The sequence below is a fragment of the Bacillus sp. KNSH39 genome, assembly GCF_052656585.1.
In genome coordinates this window covers 4,579,568-4,597,500 of record NZ_JBQXYO010000001.1, presented here as the reverse complement: position 1 = coordinate 4,597,500, position 17,933 = coordinate 4,579,568, and the positions used below count along the sequence as shown (strand labels likewise).

At 35.5% G+C, this 17,933-nt stretch carries 15 protein-coding genes; 4 read left to right on the top strand and 11 right to left on the bottom strand.

What is annotated here, in order from left to right:
• The first annotated feature begins 385 nt into the window (after positions 1–385).
• Positions 386–3,430: an efflux RND transporter permease subunit gene (locus ACUL40_RS23400; RefSeq protein WP_000375549.1), complete on the top strand. Its 3,045-nt coding sequence runs from the start codon at positions 386–388 to the stop codon at positions 3,428–3,430.
• A 44-nt stretch (positions 3,431–3,474) separates the two neighbouring features.
• Here the strand turns inward: ACUL40_RS23400 and ACUL40_RS23395 are convergent, their stop codons facing one another.
• The 4 genes from ACUL40_RS23395 to ACUL40_RS23380 all read right to left on the bottom strand — a co-directional run bounded on the left by ACUL40_RS23395 (position 3,475) and on the right by ACUL40_RS23380 (position 6,922).
• Complete coding sequence (locus ACUL40_RS23395; RefSeq protein WP_000465755.1) at positions 3,475–3,999, bottom strand: AAA family ATPase; 525 nt, start codon at positions 3,997–3,999, stop codon at positions 3,475–3,477.
• Positions 4,000–4,134: 135 nt separating this feature from the next.
• Positions 4,135–5,055, bottom strand: a complete 921-nt coding sequence (pstA, locus tag ACUL40_RS23390) for a phosphate ABC transporter permease PstA (protein ID WP_000994141.1) — start codon at positions 5,053–5,055, stop codon at positions 4,135–4,137.
• A 2-nt stretch (positions 5,056–5,057) separates the two neighbouring features.
• Positions 5,058–5,948 (bottom strand): phosphate ABC transporter permease subunit PstC, encoded by an 891-nt coding sequence (pstC, locus tag ACUL40_RS23385; protein WP_000676676.1) that lies wholly within the window; start codon positions 5,946–5,948, stop codon positions 5,058–5,060.
• 71 nt (positions 5,949–6,019) lie between these two features.
• Positions 6,020–6,922 carry a phosphate ABC transporter substrate-binding protein PstS family protein gene (locus ACUL40_RS23380; RefSeq protein ID WP_000245108.1) on the bottom strand — a complete coding sequence of 301 codons (903 nt, stop codon included), beginning with the start codon at positions 6,920–6,922 and terminating at the stop codon, positions 6,020–6,022.
• Positions 6,923–7,431: 509 nt separating this feature from the next.
• Between ACUL40_RS23380 and ACUL40_RS23375 the strand changes: the two genes are divergently transcribed.
• Genes ACUL40_RS23375 through ACUL40_RS23365 form a run of 3 tightly spaced genes read left to right on the top strand, consistent with a single transcriptional unit; the run spans position 7,432 to position 9,786 of the window.
• The gene (locus ACUL40_RS23375; RefSeq protein WP_000252982.1) at positions 7,432–7,689 is read left to right on the top strand and encodes a FeoA family protein; all 258 of its coding nucleotides are present in this window, start codon (positions 7,432–7,434) and stop codon (positions 7,687–7,689) included.
• Positions 7,686–8,408 (top strand): FeoB small GTPase domain-containing protein, encoded by a 723-nt coding sequence (locus ACUL40_RS23370; RefSeq protein ID WP_000033865.1) that lies wholly within the window; start codon positions 7,686–7,688, stop codon positions 8,406–8,408. Before ACUL40_RS23375 ends, ACUL40_RS23370 begins: the two co-directional genes overlap by 4 nt.
• Positions 8,386–9,786 (top strand): nucleoside recognition domain-containing protein, encoded by a 1,401-nt coding sequence (locus ACUL40_RS23365; protein ID WP_445423031.1) that lies wholly within the window; start codon positions 8,386–8,388, stop codon positions 9,784–9,786. The genes ACUL40_RS23370 and ACUL40_RS23365 overlap by 23 nt, the downstream gene beginning before the upstream one ends.
• A 211-nt stretch (positions 9,787–9,997) precedes the next feature.
• Here the strand turns inward: ACUL40_RS23365 and ACUL40_RS23360 are convergent, their stop codons facing one another.
• The 7 genes from ACUL40_RS23360 to ACUL40_RS23330 all read right to left on the bottom strand — a co-directional run bounded on the left by ACUL40_RS23360 (position 9,998) and on the right by ACUL40_RS23330 (position 17,660).
• On the bottom strand, positions 9,998–11,164 hold the full coding sequence (locus ACUL40_RS23360; protein ID WP_000681619.1) for a Ger(x)C family spore germination protein: 1,167 nt from the start codon (positions 11,162–11,164) through the stop codon (positions 9,998–10,000).
• Positions 11,148–12,272, bottom strand: coding sequence for a spore germination protein GerLB (gerLB, locus tag ACUL40_RS23355; RefSeq protein WP_000802003.1), 1,125 nt, complete (start codon positions 12,270–12,272; stop codon positions 11,148–11,150). Before gerLB ends, ACUL40_RS23360 begins: the two co-directional genes overlap by 17 nt.
• Entirely contained in the window at positions 12,273–13,751 is a 1,479-nt protein-coding gene (gene gerLA / locus ACUL40_RS23350) for a spore germination protein GerLA (RefSeq protein WP_002023287.1), read from the bottom strand.
• Between the two features lie 222 nt (positions 13,752–13,973).
• A complete protein-coding gene (locus ACUL40_RS23345; RefSeq protein ID WP_445423032.1) occupies positions 13,974–15,446 on the bottom strand; it encodes a sodium:solute symporter family protein in 1,473 nt (490 codons plus the stop codon).
• Complete coding sequence (locus tag ACUL40_RS23340) at positions 15,443–15,640, bottom strand: DUF3311 domain-containing protein (protein WP_000719833.1); 198 nt, start codon at positions 15,638–15,640, stop codon at positions 15,443–15,445. The genes ACUL40_RS23345 and ACUL40_RS23340 overlap by 4 nt, the downstream gene beginning before the upstream one ends.
• Position 15,641: 1 nt before the next feature.
• Positions 15,642–16,817: an amidohydrolase gene (locus ACUL40_RS23335; protein WP_074048020.1), complete on the bottom strand. Its 1,176-nt coding sequence runs from the start codon at positions 16,815–16,817 to the stop codon at positions 15,642–15,644.
• 132 nt (positions 16,818–16,949) lie between these two features.
• Positions 16,950–17,660 carry a C39 family peptidase gene (locus ACUL40_RS23330; protein WP_000734490.1) on the bottom strand — a complete coding sequence of 237 codons (711 nt, stop codon included), beginning with the start codon at positions 17,658–17,660 and terminating at the stop codon, positions 16,950–16,952.
• Between the last annotated feature and the right edge of the window lie 273 nt (positions 17,661–17,933).

The following is a 17,933-nucleotide window of genomic DNA, read 5'->3' as shown; positions in this document are numbered from 1 at the left end:
AACTATTATCCTTACTACTGAAAATAGTTATTCTAATTGTATGCTAATACACTCCGTTCAACCAAATTGTATTTCACAATACCTTCCCAAATTTTCATTCTCTTCTATATTAAAGCTTATAATCATTATCCTTCTATAAAATAACTATACAAATTAGCCTTAAGAAAAAATCCCGTCTACATTAAACAGCCACTCGCGCGCATTATCCCCTCCCTTCTCATTCAAAAATTTCCCCCCTACAAATTAACAACATTCCAATCCTAATACAAACTTAAGGATATTGTTAGAATTTTTTTACATTTAATTAATGAAAAATATCCATTTTTTGTTATATAGTAAGAAAGGACGCACTCAACTATAAATAAACCAATGGAGGAATTATTTTATGGATAGGTTAACAAAGTTTTCATTAAAAAACCGAGCTGCCATTATCATCATGATTTTTCTCATTTCCATACTCGGTGTTTATTCCGGCTCTAAATTACCTATGGAATTTTTACCGAGTATCGACAATCCAGCAATTACCGTCACAACCTTATCTCAAGGACTCGACGCTGAAACGATGACAAAGGATGTAACTAATCCTCTCGAAAAACAATTTCGCAATTTAGAACACGTCGACACCATTACTTCTTCTACATACGAGGGATTATCACGTATCGACATTGCGTATACATCAAAAGCAAACATGAAAGATGCAGCACGCGAAGTCGAAAAAGCCGTCAATACAATTAAATTACCTAAAGATGTAACCAAGCCCGTAGTTAGTCAATTAAACACTTCTATGATTCCACTCGCTCAAATTACTATCCAGAAACAAAACGGTTTTTCAAAAGCAGATGAAAAACAAATTGAAAAAGAAATCGTACCACAACTCGAAAACATTGATGGTGTTGCCAACGTTATGTTTTTCGGAAAATCCACCTCTGAATTATCTATCGTACTTGATCCGAACCAATTAAAAAACAAAAACGTAACATCACAGCAGGTACTAACTGTTTTACAAGGAAAAGAAACTTCTACTCCAGCTGGGGCAATTACTGTTAATCAGGAAGAATACAACCTCCGCGTCATTGGGGACATAAAAAATGTAAATGACATTAAAAACATCACTGTGGCACCCCAAGTGAAATTGCAAGACATTGCTCAAATTGAAATCAAACAACACTACGATACAATCTCACATATAAACGGAGAAGAAGGCACAGGATTAATCATCATGAAAGAACCGAGTAAAAATGCAGTTGCCATTGGAAAAGAGATTGATAAAAAAGTTAAAGAGATAGATAAGGAATATAAAGATCAATTTTCCATTAAACTTTTGGCTTCAACCCATGAACAAGTTGAAAATGCTGTTACTAGCATGGGAAAAGAAGTAATACTTGGAGCAATCGCTGCAACTCTAATTATCTTAATCTTTTTACGTAACTTCCGAACAACACTCATCGCTGTTGTCAGTATTCCATTATCCATTTTATTAACACTCTTTTTACTACATCAATCTAACATTACGCTTAACATTTTAACCCTCGGTGGTTTAGCTGTTGCGGTTGGACGTCTCGTCGATGATAGTATCGTTGTCATCGAGAATATTTTCCGCCGTTTACAAAAAGATTCTTTCTCTAAAGATATCATTCTCGATGCAACGAAAGAAGTCGCAGTCGCAATTACTTCTTCTACTTTAACAACGGTCGCTGTTTTTTTACCTATCGGCCTCGTATCAGGAGCAATCGGAAAATTAATGTTACCTATGGTATTAGCAGTTGTATATTCTATATTATCATCCTTAATCGTTGCACTAACAGTTGTTCCACTTATGGCTTTTTTACTACTCAAAAAAACAAAGCATCGAAAGCCAAGTTCTTCATCACGATATGTCGCTACATTAAAGTGGGCTCTTTCTCATAAATTCATTATTCTACTTACTGCATTTTTATTATTTGTAGGATCAATTGCAGCTTATATATTACTACCGAAAGCAAACATAAAATCTGAAGACGACACAATGTTATCTATTAACATGACATTTCCAGCCCATTATAATGCTGAATCTCAAAAACAAAAAGCATTTGATTTTGAAAAGAAATTACTTTCTAATTCAGATATAACAGACGTTATTTTACGAATGGGATCTAGCGCAGAAGATGCACAATGGGGGCAAACAACTAAAAATAACCTCGCTAGTATATTCGTAGTCTTTAAAAAAGGTTCTGATATTGATCAATATATTAAAGAGTTAAAAAAGGAACATAAAACTTTTGAGCCTGCTGAACTTGATTATATAAAAACAAGTTATTCAAGCTCTGGCGGCGGCAATAACTTACAATTTAACGTAACAGCTACTAACGAAGCGGATTTAAAAGAAGCGGCTACTATCGTTGAAACAAAACTAAAAAGCATGGATGATCTTTCTAAAGTAAAAACAAATTTAGAAGACTCTAAGAAAGAATGGCAAATTCATATTGATCAAACAAAGGCTGAACAACTAGGTTTAACACCAGAAATAGCTGCGCAACAAGTAGCATTCCTTATGAAGAAATCACCTATTGGCGAAATTACAATTAATAATGAAAAAGCTACTATTATGATAGAACACAAAAAAGAAAACATTAATAAACAAGAAGATATTTTAAATACAAACATACTATCACCTATTAATGGACCAATACCTTTAAAAGACATTGCAACTATTTCAGAAAAACAAACACAAACAGAAATTTTCCATAAAGACGGAAAAGAAACAATCCAAATTACAGCCGAAGCTTCAAATGAAGATTTGAGTAAAGTAAACACAGCAGTAAATAAAGCGATGACTGACTTAGATTTACCTGGTGGTGCAAAAGTAAATATCGCAGGAGCTACTGAATCTATGCAAGAGAATTTTACAGATTTATTCAAAATTATGGGGATTGCAATCGGGATTGTATATTTAATTATGGTTATCACCTTCGGGCAAGCACGTGCTCCTTTTGCAATCCTATTCTCCTTACCATTAGCTGCTGTCGGTGGTATTTTAGGATTAATCATTTCACGAACACCTGTTGATGTAAATTCCTTGATCGGCGCATTAATGTTAATCGGGATTGTTGTTACAAACGCTATTGTATTAATAGAAAGAGTCCAACAAAATCGGGAACATGGAATGGAAACTAGAGAAGCCTTACTTGAAGCAGGTTCTACTAGACTACGCCCAATTATTATGACAGCTATTACAACAATCGTTGCTATGCTCCCACTCCTATTTGGCCAATCCCAAGCAGGAAGTATGGTATCAAAAAGTTTAGCCGTCGTTGTCATCGGCGGTTTGGCAGTCTCAACTGCTCTTACATTAGTAGTCGTTCCAGTTATGTATGAACTACTAGATAAAATCGGGAGAAAAAGACGCTCCCGTAGGAAAATAAGCACTTCTACAGAAACACCTGATATTTAAAAACAAAAGGCGTTATCTTCACAAATGAAGATAACGCCTTTTCTCTATTTAGTCATATAATCCATCATTTTTTCCACATATTGCTCTATAGGTTTACTAGAATCCACAATAAGGTATTCATTATTTGAAGGTCTTTTACTACCATTTAACCACTTTTTAAAACCTACTTCCGATTCCACCTTTTCAATTTGACTGATCATACGCTTACGTGTTTGCAGTCTCCTATTAATCTCTTCCATATCATTAAGATAACACTCAATATATTTATATTTCACACCATGTTTATTTGATAGTTCAATCCCTTTTTCAACCATTCCCTCATATAAACACGGACTATCCAATATAACACTATGCCCTTGTTCTAAATAAGAATCAATCAATACCCATTCGGCATCATACGCAAGCCCACCAACAATCGTTGATTCAATTCCTTTTACTTTTAATGATTTTAACAACGCGGATTTCAAAACATCATGATCTATAATTACAGCACCTGTTAATTTCGCTATATACTTAGAAACTGTCGATTTTCCTGACCCAGGAAAACCTGACATTTGCAGAAAAAACAAATTAAAGCTCCTCTCTAAATTACATCTGTTCTTCTTTATAATTAATCACAAATTCAACAATCATTACATCCATTCCTTCTATATTAAAATACAAAAGAACCCCCTACCTATAAATAGAGAGTTCTTCTTTATAATTTATGCCGCTTTTACCTTTTTCGTTGTTTTACTTTTTCTTTTCGTTCCTGTAAAGCGCTTGTGTAATATAGATGCTATCAAGCGTGAAATAACATTGAATAGTAATACCATAATAATTAATACAGCTGCAGATTTTGTCGCAATCAACTTCGCATCTGGAATAACTCCTTCAGAATTTAATTTCCAAATGTGAACCGCTAATGTTTCAGCTGGTCTAAACGGATTTAAAGGATGCGCAGGACTTGAGAAATCCGCTGCTGAATTTAAAATCGGGGATGTTAAACCCGCTGTGTAAATTAATGCTGCCGCTTCCCCAAATATACGACCCGCCGCTAAAATAATCCCTGTAATAATTTGTGGTAATGACGATGGGATAATAATACGAGCGATTGTTTGCCACTTCGTTGCACCTAATCCAAGACTTGCCTCTTTTACATTCTGAGGAACTTCTGAAATCGCATTTTCACAAACACGCGTTAAACCTGGTAAATTTAAAATAGTTAAAGCAAGAGCACCACCCATTACTGTGTATCCCCAACCTGTCATTGTAACGAACACTAACAAACCAAATAAACCAACAACAATAGAAGGTAAAGACGCCATCGTCTCTATACATAGACGAACAAAATTTAAAAAACGTCCTTGTTTTGCGTACTCCGCTAAATATATTCCAGCACCTAATCCAAGAGGAATAGATATAATAAGCGTTATAACAAGCATGTAGAAGGAATTGAATAACTGCGGACCAATCCCACCACCAGCTCTTGTATTGCTTGGTTCTCCAAACAAGAAATTAGGATCCCAAAATCCCCATCCCTTTTGTAAAATCTCAAATACTAAGAACACTAGCAAAGCTACAACTAAAGCCGCAACCGCATAAAAGATACCCGTCCAAACTTTATTTACCGTTCTTGCATTCATTATTATCGCTCACCTCTTTGCCCAATCGCTCGAATTACTAAAATAAACAGGAATGAAATAACAAGTAAAATCATCGCTAAAGTCCATAGCGCATTGTTCCAAGCAGTTCCGTTCAATGTATTCGTCATGTCCATTGTTAAAATACCAGTTAACGTCGCTGTCGGACTATATATTCCTTCTGGTAATTTAATCGTATTCCCGATTACCATTTGAACCGCTAACGCTTCACCGAAAGCACGCGCTAAGCCTAAAACAACACCTGTTAAAATCCCTTTTTTCGCAGCAGGAACAATCACTCGGCTAATCGCTTGCCATTTCGTTGATCCTAGACCATAAGAAGCTTCTAAATAATCAAATGGAACAGAACGTATTGCATCAGAAGCGATACTAGCAATAGTAGGTAAAATCATAATACTTAATACAACAATACCTGCAATTAAACTAAAGCCTACTCCCCCAAACGAATCACGTAATAGTGGTACTAAAATCGTAACACCTAATAATCCGTATACAACCGAAGGAATACCAACTAACAATTCTAGAACAGGCTTCAATACTTTATTTCCAAACTTTGGCGAAATTAAATTCATGAATATAGCAAGAGCTATAGCAATTGGTGCACTAATAATAACCGCACCTAACGAAACCACCGTTGAACCTACAATGAAAATTAAAGCCCCGAAGGATCCTTGATCAGCATTTGGATTCCATTTTGTCGATGTTAACATCTCAGTAAATGAGATACCACTTTGTGTAAAAGATTGAATACCTTTACCACAAATAAACGCAATAATAGCTAATGTAATTAAAACAATAAAAATACCACAAAACGTAACAAGTGATCTTCCTATATATTCACTTTTCACGTAATTAATTTGCTTTTTCCCCTTCATCACAGGACAGACCCCACTTCACAGATTGAAATGAACAGGACTGGCCTTGCAGCCAGCCCCATAAAATTTTATTACTTATTTAATTTAGACATTGGAATGTAGCCCATATCTTCTACTTGCTTTTCAAAATCTTTACCTTTTACATAATCGATATAAGCTTTCGTCGCTTCCTTCGCTTCACCTTTTGTTACCATATATTCGTAAGACCAGAATGGATATTTACCAGACGCGATGTTTTCAACTTTCGGTTCAGCACCATCAATTTTCACTGTTTGTAGTGCGCCTTTTTTCTCGCCCACCATGTAAGACATTGCTAAATAACTCACCGAACCAGGAGTAGAGTTAATCGCTTGCTCTACTGCACCGTTAGAATCTTGTGTTGTACCAGTTCCATCATTAATTTTCGCGTCTTTCATAATCGTTTTTTCAAATGTAGCACGTGTACCAGATGAAGCCGGACGATTAATTACATTGATTTTTTCATCTTTTCCGCCTACTTCTTTCCAGTTTGTTACTTTTCCAGTGAAGATATCTTGTACTTGTTGCATTGTTAAGTTATCAACTTTTACATCTTTATTTACGACAAGAGCGAATGCAATACCCGCTACCTTGTTATCTACTAATTCTTTCGCCTTTTCAGCATCTTTTATTTTATCTCCGGACGGAACATCTGAATTACCAATTTGTACTGCACCAGATGCTACTTGGTTAATCCCAGTTCCACTACCGCCACCTTGAACTTGAATAGAAACTTTTGAATTTTTCTCCATGAATTTCTTTCCAGCTTCCTCCGCAAGAGGTAGAAGAGCTGTAGAACCAGCCGCTGCAATCGTACCTGATAATTCTTGTTTTGTATTATCGCTTCCTTTAGCAGTGTCTTTACTAGTTGTATCTTCTGCTTTCCCACAACCAACTAATGCTCCTGCTACCACTAAAGCTGCTAAAGAAAATTTAATACCTTTTTTCATAACCATGTCTTGTACCCCCATTTGGATTATCACTTTTCGAATTCATTTTCTTTCGAACACAAATTCATTGTAGGACAACAATATTATGTGAGTGTTAAGCAATTTTTAATTTTAAGTAAATGACGATAATAATCCTTAAAAGCTAGAAATCCCAACATTTATAGTTAAATAACCAAACAAAAACCACACTAACTACACTGCAATGTAAATATATTCTTAACAATGTAAATTCAATGTAAATGTTTTTCTCTCTTTTTCCCTTTTCGTTAAAGTTACATTTACAATTCCGCTGTATTTTGTAATTTTCACACACCTAATTTATGCACATTAAAAATAATTTCAGTAATATTTTTTAGTACAACTAAATAAATTGGAACAATTCTAAAAATAAATGAATATTTTTAAAGTACTAATTGACAACATAATCCAATGTAGTCTACTATATTACTAACAAAAAGTTTACCTTAGGAAACTTTTTAAACTCAAACTAAAAATATAGAGATGAGGTAACTTTTATGGTATCGGCTAATATAAAACCACTTTCCGAATTTAAAATAGGAGAGTTTGTACAAATTGAGAAGATACAATTAGAAGGAACTATGAAACGACGCTTATTAGATTTGGGATTTATCCCGGGGGCGACGATTAAAGTATTGCAACGCAGTCCACTTGGAGATCCGGTCGCTTATCAAGTGAGTAACACAACTATTGCACTGCGTAAAGAAGAAAGCTCCCTTATTTTCGGGGTATTAATAGGAGATGATTTCAGATGAGCAAACATCGTATCGCTTTAGCTGGTAACCCGAATACAGGGAAAAGTACATTATTTAATACTTTAACAGGCTTAAAACAACATACTGGAAACTGGACGGGAAAAACTGTTTTAAAAGCTGAAGGAGAATATGAACATAACGGAAGTAATTATACATTAATAGATTTACCTGGAACCTACTCACTATACTCAAATTCCGCAGACGAAGAAGTAGCGAGGGATTATATTATATTTGAAAAACCAGAAGTAACTGTAGTTGTTATAGACGCAACTGCTATGGAAAGAAATTTAAATTTAGCACTTCAAGTGATGGAGATGACAAACAATGTAGTCATTTGCATTAACTTAATTGATGAAGCCGAGAAAAAAGGGATTGTTATCGATGAAAAGAAATTAGCAAAATCACTTGGTGTACCTGTCGTTAAAATTTCAGCACGTAACCGAGTAGGTATTGGTCATTTGCTAAATGTTATTGCAAAAGTAGCAAATAAAAAACTAATTCCAACACCAATTAAAATTACTTACAGCGAAAAAATCGAAAATATGATTCAGGAATTAGAACCACAAATTTATAAAGTGTTCGGTGATACGTATCCAGCACGTTGGATTGCGTTACGTATATTAGATGGAGATAAAAATTTCTTAACTACACTTCAAAAACACCATAATGAACCACTTGTAAGGGAGGTCGTAATTAATGGAATCTCACTCAGCCAGTAAAGCTCTTCCATTAGACTATATTATTCAACATGCACAAACACTTTCAAAAGAAGATATACGAGATGATATAGTCGGAGATATTTACCGAACATCTGCAAGCATATGTAAAGAATCTGTCCAATATACAAATACTGATAAATTATATCGTTCCGAAAAACTAGATAAAATTTTCACATCTCCAATCTGGGGATTCCCAATTATGCTCAGTATTTTATCTATTATTTTTTATCTTACAATTGCAGGCGCTAACGTACCATCTGATATGATTGCCGAATTCTTCGGATGGGCCGAAGGATATTTAACATCTTGGTTCCAAGCAGCGCATGCACCTGAATGGTTACATGGCATTTTAATACTTGGTTTGTTCCGTGGTATCGGTGCTGTTATTAGCGTTATGTTACCACCTATGGCAATCTTTTTCCCTATGTTCGCGCTATTAGAAAATTACGGATACTTACCACGTGTCGCGTTTAATATGGACCGCTTATTCAAACGATCCGGCGCACACGGGAAACAATCTTTAACAATGGCAATGGGATTTGGTTGTAATGCAGCAGCCATTATGTCAACACGTATCATTGAATCACCACGTGAACGTATGCTAGCAATTTTAACGAACAACTTCGTTCCTTGTAACGGTCGCTGGCCTATGTTAATTTTAATGGCTTCACTATTTATGGCTGCTGGTTATACAGGCAGTATGCAAACATTGGTTACTGCTGGCGTTGTAGTTGGAATGGTTGTACTTGGTGTTATTATGACATTAACTGTTTCTTGGGTACTATCAAAAACAGCCTTAAAAGGGGTTCCAACTCACTACACACTTGAGTTACCTCCGTACCGCAAGCCAAAAGTTTGGAATACAATTGTTCGCGCAACACTCGATAAATCAATCTACGTTTTAAAACGAGCTATAGTTGTTGCTGCCCCTGCAGCTGCATTAACTTGGTTACTTGCTAACATTTTTATCGGTGACACAAGCTTACTTATGTATTTTGTAAATTTCCTAGATCCATTTGCTAAAATGTTAGGACTTGACGGGTTTATTCTAGCTGCATTCATTCTTGGACTACCTGCTAATGAAATTGTAATCCCAATTTTATTAATGTCTTACTTATCAACTGGGGCTTTAACTGAAATAGATGATTTTAATCAAATTAAAAATCTATTCCTAGAAAATGGTTGGACTTGGTTAACAGCGTTAAACACAATGTTGTTCTCACTTCTTCATTTCCCGTGCGGAACAACACTGGTTAACATATACAAAGAAACAAAAAGTGCAAAATGGACATTCTTATCGTTTGCAATCCCTACCGTTATCGCCATTGTTGTTACATTCCTCTCTACACAATTGGTACATTGGTTAGGGCTTGTATAAAACAAAGCATACATAGAAGGCATCCCCCTTCACATATGCTTTGTCCGAAAGAAACCTGAAAATCATTCAGGTTTCTTTTTTTGTACATCAGTATTCCACGGCTGCGCTCCATACGTTGTGAGTTTTTTATGAATGAAATATATAGCTCCGGGAAGCACCGCCATTAATATTGTGCAACTAATTCCCAATTCAGTAAACAATTTATATCACCTTACTTCACTTTCTTCGGTAAAGCTGAACCTGAATGTTCAATCGTCGGATGAACGTAAACAGTAATTTCAGCATTACTAAAATAATTCTGGCCTTGATCCCAATTCTTACTGATTTTTCTCCACTCTTTATAATTATGCCTCTTATATACCTCTCCTAGTTCTAATACGTCTACCTTATATTTTTTTTGAACAAGCTGTATGGACTTTTCAATACGCTTCTTCATTTCCTTTGAAAGCTCTTTCTTTAAAACCTTTTCATTCATCACTTGTTTTGGTTCATTAAAATGCAGCTCAGCTAATGTCCCTTCTGTAAACACGTGAATATCAAACTTCGGTTTTGTAGCATGTTCCGTAGACACCTTAATCTTCCGACGCAATTTATGAACTTCATATGTAATAAGCTGATTTTTTTTACGAACAGTAAAGAAACCTTCAATTTTTTTACCTATTATATAGTTCATTCCTAATGTTTGTTCTCCACTCAAAGTTCCAACGCACTTATTATCCTTTCCACGGATCAATGCCGCTCCTTCCATTTGTACACCTTGTTTAGTTAACCCTAAGAGAGGTAGTGCAAAACTTCGATCTGCAATCATTTTCCCTTGTACTTCACCAATTCTCGCCGCCTCAATCATTTGAGCGTTTTTCGGAGGATGTTCAGCTAACATATCAATGTACTGCGCCGGTAAGTTTTCAGGTTTTGCACTTTGTTTTAAAATAGATTCTGCATTTTTCTTCGAAACGAACAAACGAATATTTCTTCTCATTTCATGATCACGAAAATATACGTCTAACGTATTTTGCAAAACATACGGATTCGCTAGTAATTCATCCGAAAAAATAATAACTTGTATATGCGGAAAAAATAATGTTCGACTAATTTTCTTAGCAATTATTCTTATTTGCTCAAAGACGCTATCTGCTTTCGCACTTACGTTAATATAATTTTCACTATCTCCGCTCCCTTGTCCACCCTGTTGAGACAATTTACTGGGGAGTACCATCTGATAAGTCCCTTTCATAATTGGATTCACTTTCTTTTCCTTCACAATATCGTAGGCTGCACCTACTACAAATCCTCTTTCTTCTATTTCTTGTAACTCAGAACACCCACTAATAGGTCCAACAAAAAACATAACTATTATAATTTTAAGAAGGTGTTTCATTTCTACCATTCCTTCTTTTTATTTTATATACAATAAAAACCAATAAAGGTGCTAACACGACAAACCCCATATCTATCCAAGCTAAATAAGTTCCATAACTTGATAAAGTATTCAAACTACTAGGTATCATATTCACCATAAAAATAATTGGGGCACTTACGAAAATAAAAATATGTTTCTTCACTTTCGGAAACATAGCACAAAATAATAAAGATGCGACGTCATAATACATTGCTGTAGTGTTATAAATTGTAATAATCCAAGTCGTAAAAAAAATCGCATCAAACCTTTCTAAAAACCCTCCACCAATTTCAATTTCTTTCCCTAATTCAATTGTTGGATATGTCAATCCACGTGTTGTCATATACGTAAAAACACTAATACAAGTTACATAAATTAAAATGTATGACAACACGTTTACCATCACCGCCTTCGCAACTGCCATCGGCGCTTTTTTCGCTGTCTTATCATTCAGTAACACCGCATAAAACAGAGCTACTTCAAATCCAATAAACGTAAAAATAGAATTTTTAACTCCAACAGCGTATTGACTTACTTTCGTTTGAAAAGCTGGTAGTAAATTATTGATTTCCACTAAATTTATATTTAATAAAGAAAGAAGCACTATCGCAATTAAAACAATAGGTAAGAATATAACATTTAACCTTAATAAGGCTGCTCTTGATCCTGCTATGCCATAAATAACAACTAATAAGAAGAAGAAAGACAGTAGTTGTATCGGTGTATCACTAAATAAATACGTTTGAGAAATAACTGAAATCATTCGCGATTCATATGCTGTCAAAGCAGCAAACGTTAATACTAAAATGCTACTAATTGTGTATGCAACAGGCTTCGTCAAATGCGCACTCGTATATTGAACAAAATTTTGTTTTGGAAATAAGATAGCCACCCTCGTCACAAACCAACCTAAAACTGCGCAGATCAATCCACCCAAAAGCAAGATAATCCAACCGTCCGAAAATAAAGTTTGGTTAGCGATATCTCTTGGCATAGACAATGCCCCTATACCAATAATGGTCGATGATACCGCAAACCCAATTTCACGAGATCCAATCTCTTCATCGCCATACTCAAATGGTTTCACTTATTTTCGCTCCTTTGGACGTATTGTAGAATCTTTTGTTTGTAAGTACTCTGGTCTATCTTTCAACATCGATTTTGGCATGCGAATAAATTCTTCTTTCCAATCTTTATAAAATGCAGGAGCAATTGGAGTTGTATACGGTATACCAACACTTGTTAAATTTGTAATATGAATAGCAAGTGCGATCAGAGCTAGAATGATTCCATACAGCCCAAAAGCCGTTGCAGCTAATACAAAGACGAAAAGTAAAATTCGGAACGTAATCGTAATACTATATACAGGAAGCGAAAACGTAGCAATCGCAGTAACTGCAATAATAATAACTAAAAACGGATTTACAATCCCTGCATTTACCGCAGCTTCTCCAATTACAAGACCTCCTACAATCCCTATCGTTTGTCCCATCGGTTTCGGCAATCGGATTCCAGCTTCTCGTATTAATTCCATAGTCAAGGCCATCATTAACGTTTCAATATATGCAGGAAACGGAACACCTTCCCTCGCACCTGCAATTGAATAAGCCAGTTTAGAAGGAATAAGTCCTTGATGATAAGATACAAGTGCTACATACATAGCTGGTAACAAAACCGCAATTATGCCTGAACCCATACGTAAAAATCTTAATAACGTTCCAATCACCCAGCGCTCGTAATGATCTTCTACAGATTGAAAAATATCAACAAACACAAGTGGTGCAATAAGAGCAAACGGGGATCCGTCTACTAAAATTGCCGCCTTCCCTTTCGCTAATGAGGCTATAATATTATCAGGCCTCTCTGTATTCAAAAACTGTGGAAATGGGGATAAATTATTATCCTGAATTAATTGTTCAATCGTACCTGTTTCCAAAACGACATCTGTCACTATTGATTGAAGACGGCGATCTAGCTCTTTTACAATGTGAGGATTAATAATATCTTCTATATATACCAGGGTTACTTCTTTCTGCGATCGCTTCCCCATAATATAAGATTGGAACCTCAACTTTGGATCGCGTAAACTGCGTCGGATTAACATTTTATTCACATTAATATCTTCATTTAATCCAACTCTCGGTCCGCGTATTAAATCTTCTGTCACTGGTGGTTCTAAACTTCGCTTCTCCCAGGCCCTACTATTAATAACGATAGCGGTTTGAATATTATCAATTAATATAACTGTATCTCCCGCTAATATCGCATTCATAATATCTGGAAACTTCGTCTTTACGCCCACTTCTGCGATAGAAATAAAACGATCCAATAACGTTTGAACAACAGCTTCCTCATTTATAATTTCTTCGTATTGCAGTGTGCGAATGACATATTTATAAACATTATCCTTATCTGTCAATCCACATAAAAACACAACCGCACAACGTGTAAAACTCCCAGCAAGAGCAACTTCTCTAATTGTTAAATCATTAGGTGAACCTAACTCATCCCTAATTTCTTTCATAACTTCAAATAAGTTACCTTCAAGCTCTAACAATTTCCCCACCTAGCTTCCTTTTCAACAAGTTTTTAGTTAGATTCCGCTAATAGAAGGAAATATATACAAAAAAAGAGCTATCTCTTTTCAAAGATAGCTCTAATAAAGTAAAACTTTAATCAACCCTCACCAATCGGGCTTTTACGGACAGTTTAATCCCCACCTAACTTCTTTGCTTCCGCTGAATTTTGAGGTGGGGGTCTTACTGCCCGTTAATGCAGGATAAACGAATTACTTTTCTACTATTATAGTGTTTTTCTTTATAAATACACCTTTTGTAAATCCACTAACTACAAACATCACAATTATATTAATTAACAATGCGACTATACCTACATTCAAATCTTTTATATACTGCGGGAAACTCGGAAACATCGTGGCTATAGTTGAACCAGATAAGGTAATATATGCGACCACTAATAGCCCAACTCCCATTCCTGCAATCGCCCCTTGCTTCGTAATAATTTGACGTGGAAACAAGCTACATACAAGTGCAGGGAAAAGTTGTGTAACGATACTGTATCCCATTAATAGAAGTGCTCCTATTGTTTCTCCTCCTTTAAATGTAAATAAAACTGCCACGAGCGTTACTACAGGCACAAATAATTTTGCCACCTTAGCAACTTGTCTATCTGAAGCAGACGGGACTATCGTTCGGTAAATATTTTTTGCTAACAGTGTAGAAGCCGCCATAACAAGCATAGACCCTGGAACCAATGCCGTTAATACTCCCGCACTACCAATAATTCCAATAAACCAAGGATCAAAAGTTTGTAAAGCAAGACGGAATAACGAAAGATCTACATCCGCTCCCTTTAACCCAGGAACTTGCAATATAGCAGCAAATCCTGCAAAAAATACGAAAAGTAAAACTAAAGAATACAATGGCATAATTGCTGCATTTTTACGAAATACTTTTTCATTTTTTGCTGAAAAAGCAGAAGCAAATGTATGAGGCCACATATAAAAACCGAGGGCCGTTAATATAATAGTAGAAACAAACCAAGAAATACTCATTCCTTCTTCAGGTAAAGATAAAAATCCCGGTTTCGCTGCCTCTACAGCCTCAAACATCGGCTGAAATCCTCCATAATAATGATACGGCAAATATATACCTAAAAACATAACGATAAACAGTATCATAATATCCTTCAAAGCAGCCGTCCAAGCCGAACCATGTATACCTGAAACCATTACATATATAGTTATAACAATAGCACCGATCCATACTGCAACAACAGGTGACACCCTTCCGTAAGAAGCTTCTGAAACGATAATTCCCAGTCCTTTTAACTGTAAAACAAGATATGGGATGATGGAAACAACACCAACAATCGAAACAATAAGTCCAAGCGCTTTACTTCTATATTTCTTCGCAAAAAAATCTGACTGTGAAACAAGGTTATGCTCTTTCGCATACTTCCAAATGGGTGGCAATAAAAAATACGATAAAAGATAAGCTAAAGCACCATATCCCAAAATATAAAAGGTAGGTGCTCCTTTACTATACGCCCAGCCGCTTCCCCCTAAAAATGTAAACGTCGTATAAATTTCACCTGCCATAAGGAGAAAAACAAAAATAGTGCCAAATCCTCTTCCTCCAACTGACCATTGTTCTAAATTCATATCTTTTCCATGTTGTGCCCGAATCCCTAAAAATAGTGCGAGAAACAAAAATAAAATAATGATAAGTAATGCAGTCATTTTACATCCTCCTTATTAGCAGGATCAAACACGTACACAAGCCCCATACAAAAAGATGTAATAAACACTGATAATAATACCCAAAATAATAAAAATGGCATCCCTAATACGTAAGGAGTAACTGAATTCGCAAATATTGGCCCAACTACTAAACAAAGAACTGGGATAAGCGCTAGAATGTGTATTTTCTTCATCTCATTCTCCTTTACTTATAAAGTTCATAATGGCTGATACAAAGACTTCCACTCCAATCGGTAATGCATCTTCGTCAATCGTAAAACGAGGGTGATGGTGAGGATATATAATACCTTTCTCTTTATTTCCCGCTCCGATAAAAAAGAATGTCCCCGGTGCCTTTTGTAAAAACGCCGAAAAATCTTCTCCAGCCATCGTCGGCTGTAAACGAACAACTCTATCCCTTCCATAAAGTTGTAATGCCGTTTGTTCAATAAGCTCTGTAGCTTCATAATCATTTACAACTGGTCGATATCCATATTCATATGAAAATGTATATTTCGCTCCGTAAGATTCCGTAATATGCTTCACAATCCGCTCAATCTTCTTCTCTGTTTCACCTCGTAATTCATGTCTTAAACTTCTTACTGTCCCTTCAATCTCAGCTTGCTCTGGTATTACATTATGAGTTGTCCCAGCATGAAATTGCGTAACAGATATTACGAGAGAATCTAATGGATTCGTGAGGCGAGATACAATTTGCTGAAGTTGCGAAACGACTTGTGTTCCGATTGCAATACTATCCACCGTTTCATGAGGGATTCCAGCATGTCCACCTTTTCCCTCTATCTTAATTTTAAAAACATCCGGTGCAGCCATTGCAGGACCATAAATAACACCTATTTTCCCAACCTCTAACGACGCCCAAAGGTGAGCACCAATAATATAATCCACACCTTCCATTACACCTGCAGCAACCATCTCCTCTGCACCACCAGGAAAATTCTCTTCAGCATGTTGGAATAGAAAACGAATCTCCCCTTTAATCTTCTCTCTTTCTTCTACCAACTTATGTACAACCCCAAGTAATATCGCTATATGTCCATCATGACCACATGCATGCATTACACCTTTATATGTAGAAATAAAATCAAACTCATTTTCTTCATGAATAGGAAGAGCATCCATATCGGCTCGAATCGCAACTGTTTTGCCCGGATGTTTACCTACTAACTTTGCCATCACACTATATTTAGTCGGCCGTGACACTTCTAAATATGGGAATTTCCGAAGTATATCGTACACAAACTGCGATGTTTTCTCTTCTTGAAAAGATAACTCTGGATACTTATGAAAATGCCTTCTCCACTCAACTAACTGATTTTTTGACAAAACAAGTTCCTTTGCAACATCCATTTCTCTTCTCCCCTTCTTCACCAAGTTAAATGTTATTATAACGTGAATCGTTAACTTTTAAAAGAATCTTCTGAATTTTCAGTGTTAACAAACCAAAAAGAAAAAGCCATCCCAAAGATGACTTTTTCATTATTATAAAATAGTAATTGCTTGTTTCCCCATTTGCTCCCAAGCTTTCTCAAATTCTGTTCGCGGAACAGCCAAACGTGGATTATTTTTAAGAGGATCATTTACATATACAAAGTTTTGATCATATCCAATTACTACTGCACTATGCTCATAATATGTAATTTTCACTTCGCCTGAACTCGTATTCCATGTTTCAAAACTACTTTCAGCTAGCGGCTTAAACGTCGTATTAATAATGACCCATACCGGAGAGCCAGAACTAATTACTTTATATATATCTTGCATGTCTCTACCTGTTAAATTAATTACTTTTTCAGGAACATATTTTTCTGCTAAATCAAAGATTGGTTTATTGTATACACCATATCCAGGCTCTGCCTTTGTATAAATATTTCCCACAAATCCCTCGTAAGGATTTCCACGCAAACCATTTTGTTCAAATGGAACACGATGAATTTCGCTAGCAAGTTGCATCTTATCTACTTGTACACCTTTATATTGCAGCAACATAGCTAAACTTGTCACTTCACACCCTCTGGGCAATTCTGGTAATTGTTTAATAAACGGAACATCTTCAATCATAGCTGCTTCTTTCATTTCAGATAGAAACTCTAAGCGTAGAACTTGCGCCTTTTGCATGATTTTATCTTTTCCTATAAAAAATGCAGCAGCAAGTATAATCCCAAAAACAAAAAGATATTTTAACTTTTTCATTATAAACAAAACTCCATTAATTATTATTTTACAGATACACCTCTTATCATTGTACCCTTCTTCTTACTAGTTTGCTAGAAAGATCATGTGAATTATCGCTCATAGAATTAATTATAAAAATTCTAATTATTTTTAATAAAAAGAAAAATAAATATACATTTACAGAATATTTTGCTAAAATCAAAATTGTTAACATAGTGAAGATATCACCATGTTAACAAACATTCTTAGAGTATTTAGTCATAGTTCGTTTTTTTACATACTCCATTCATT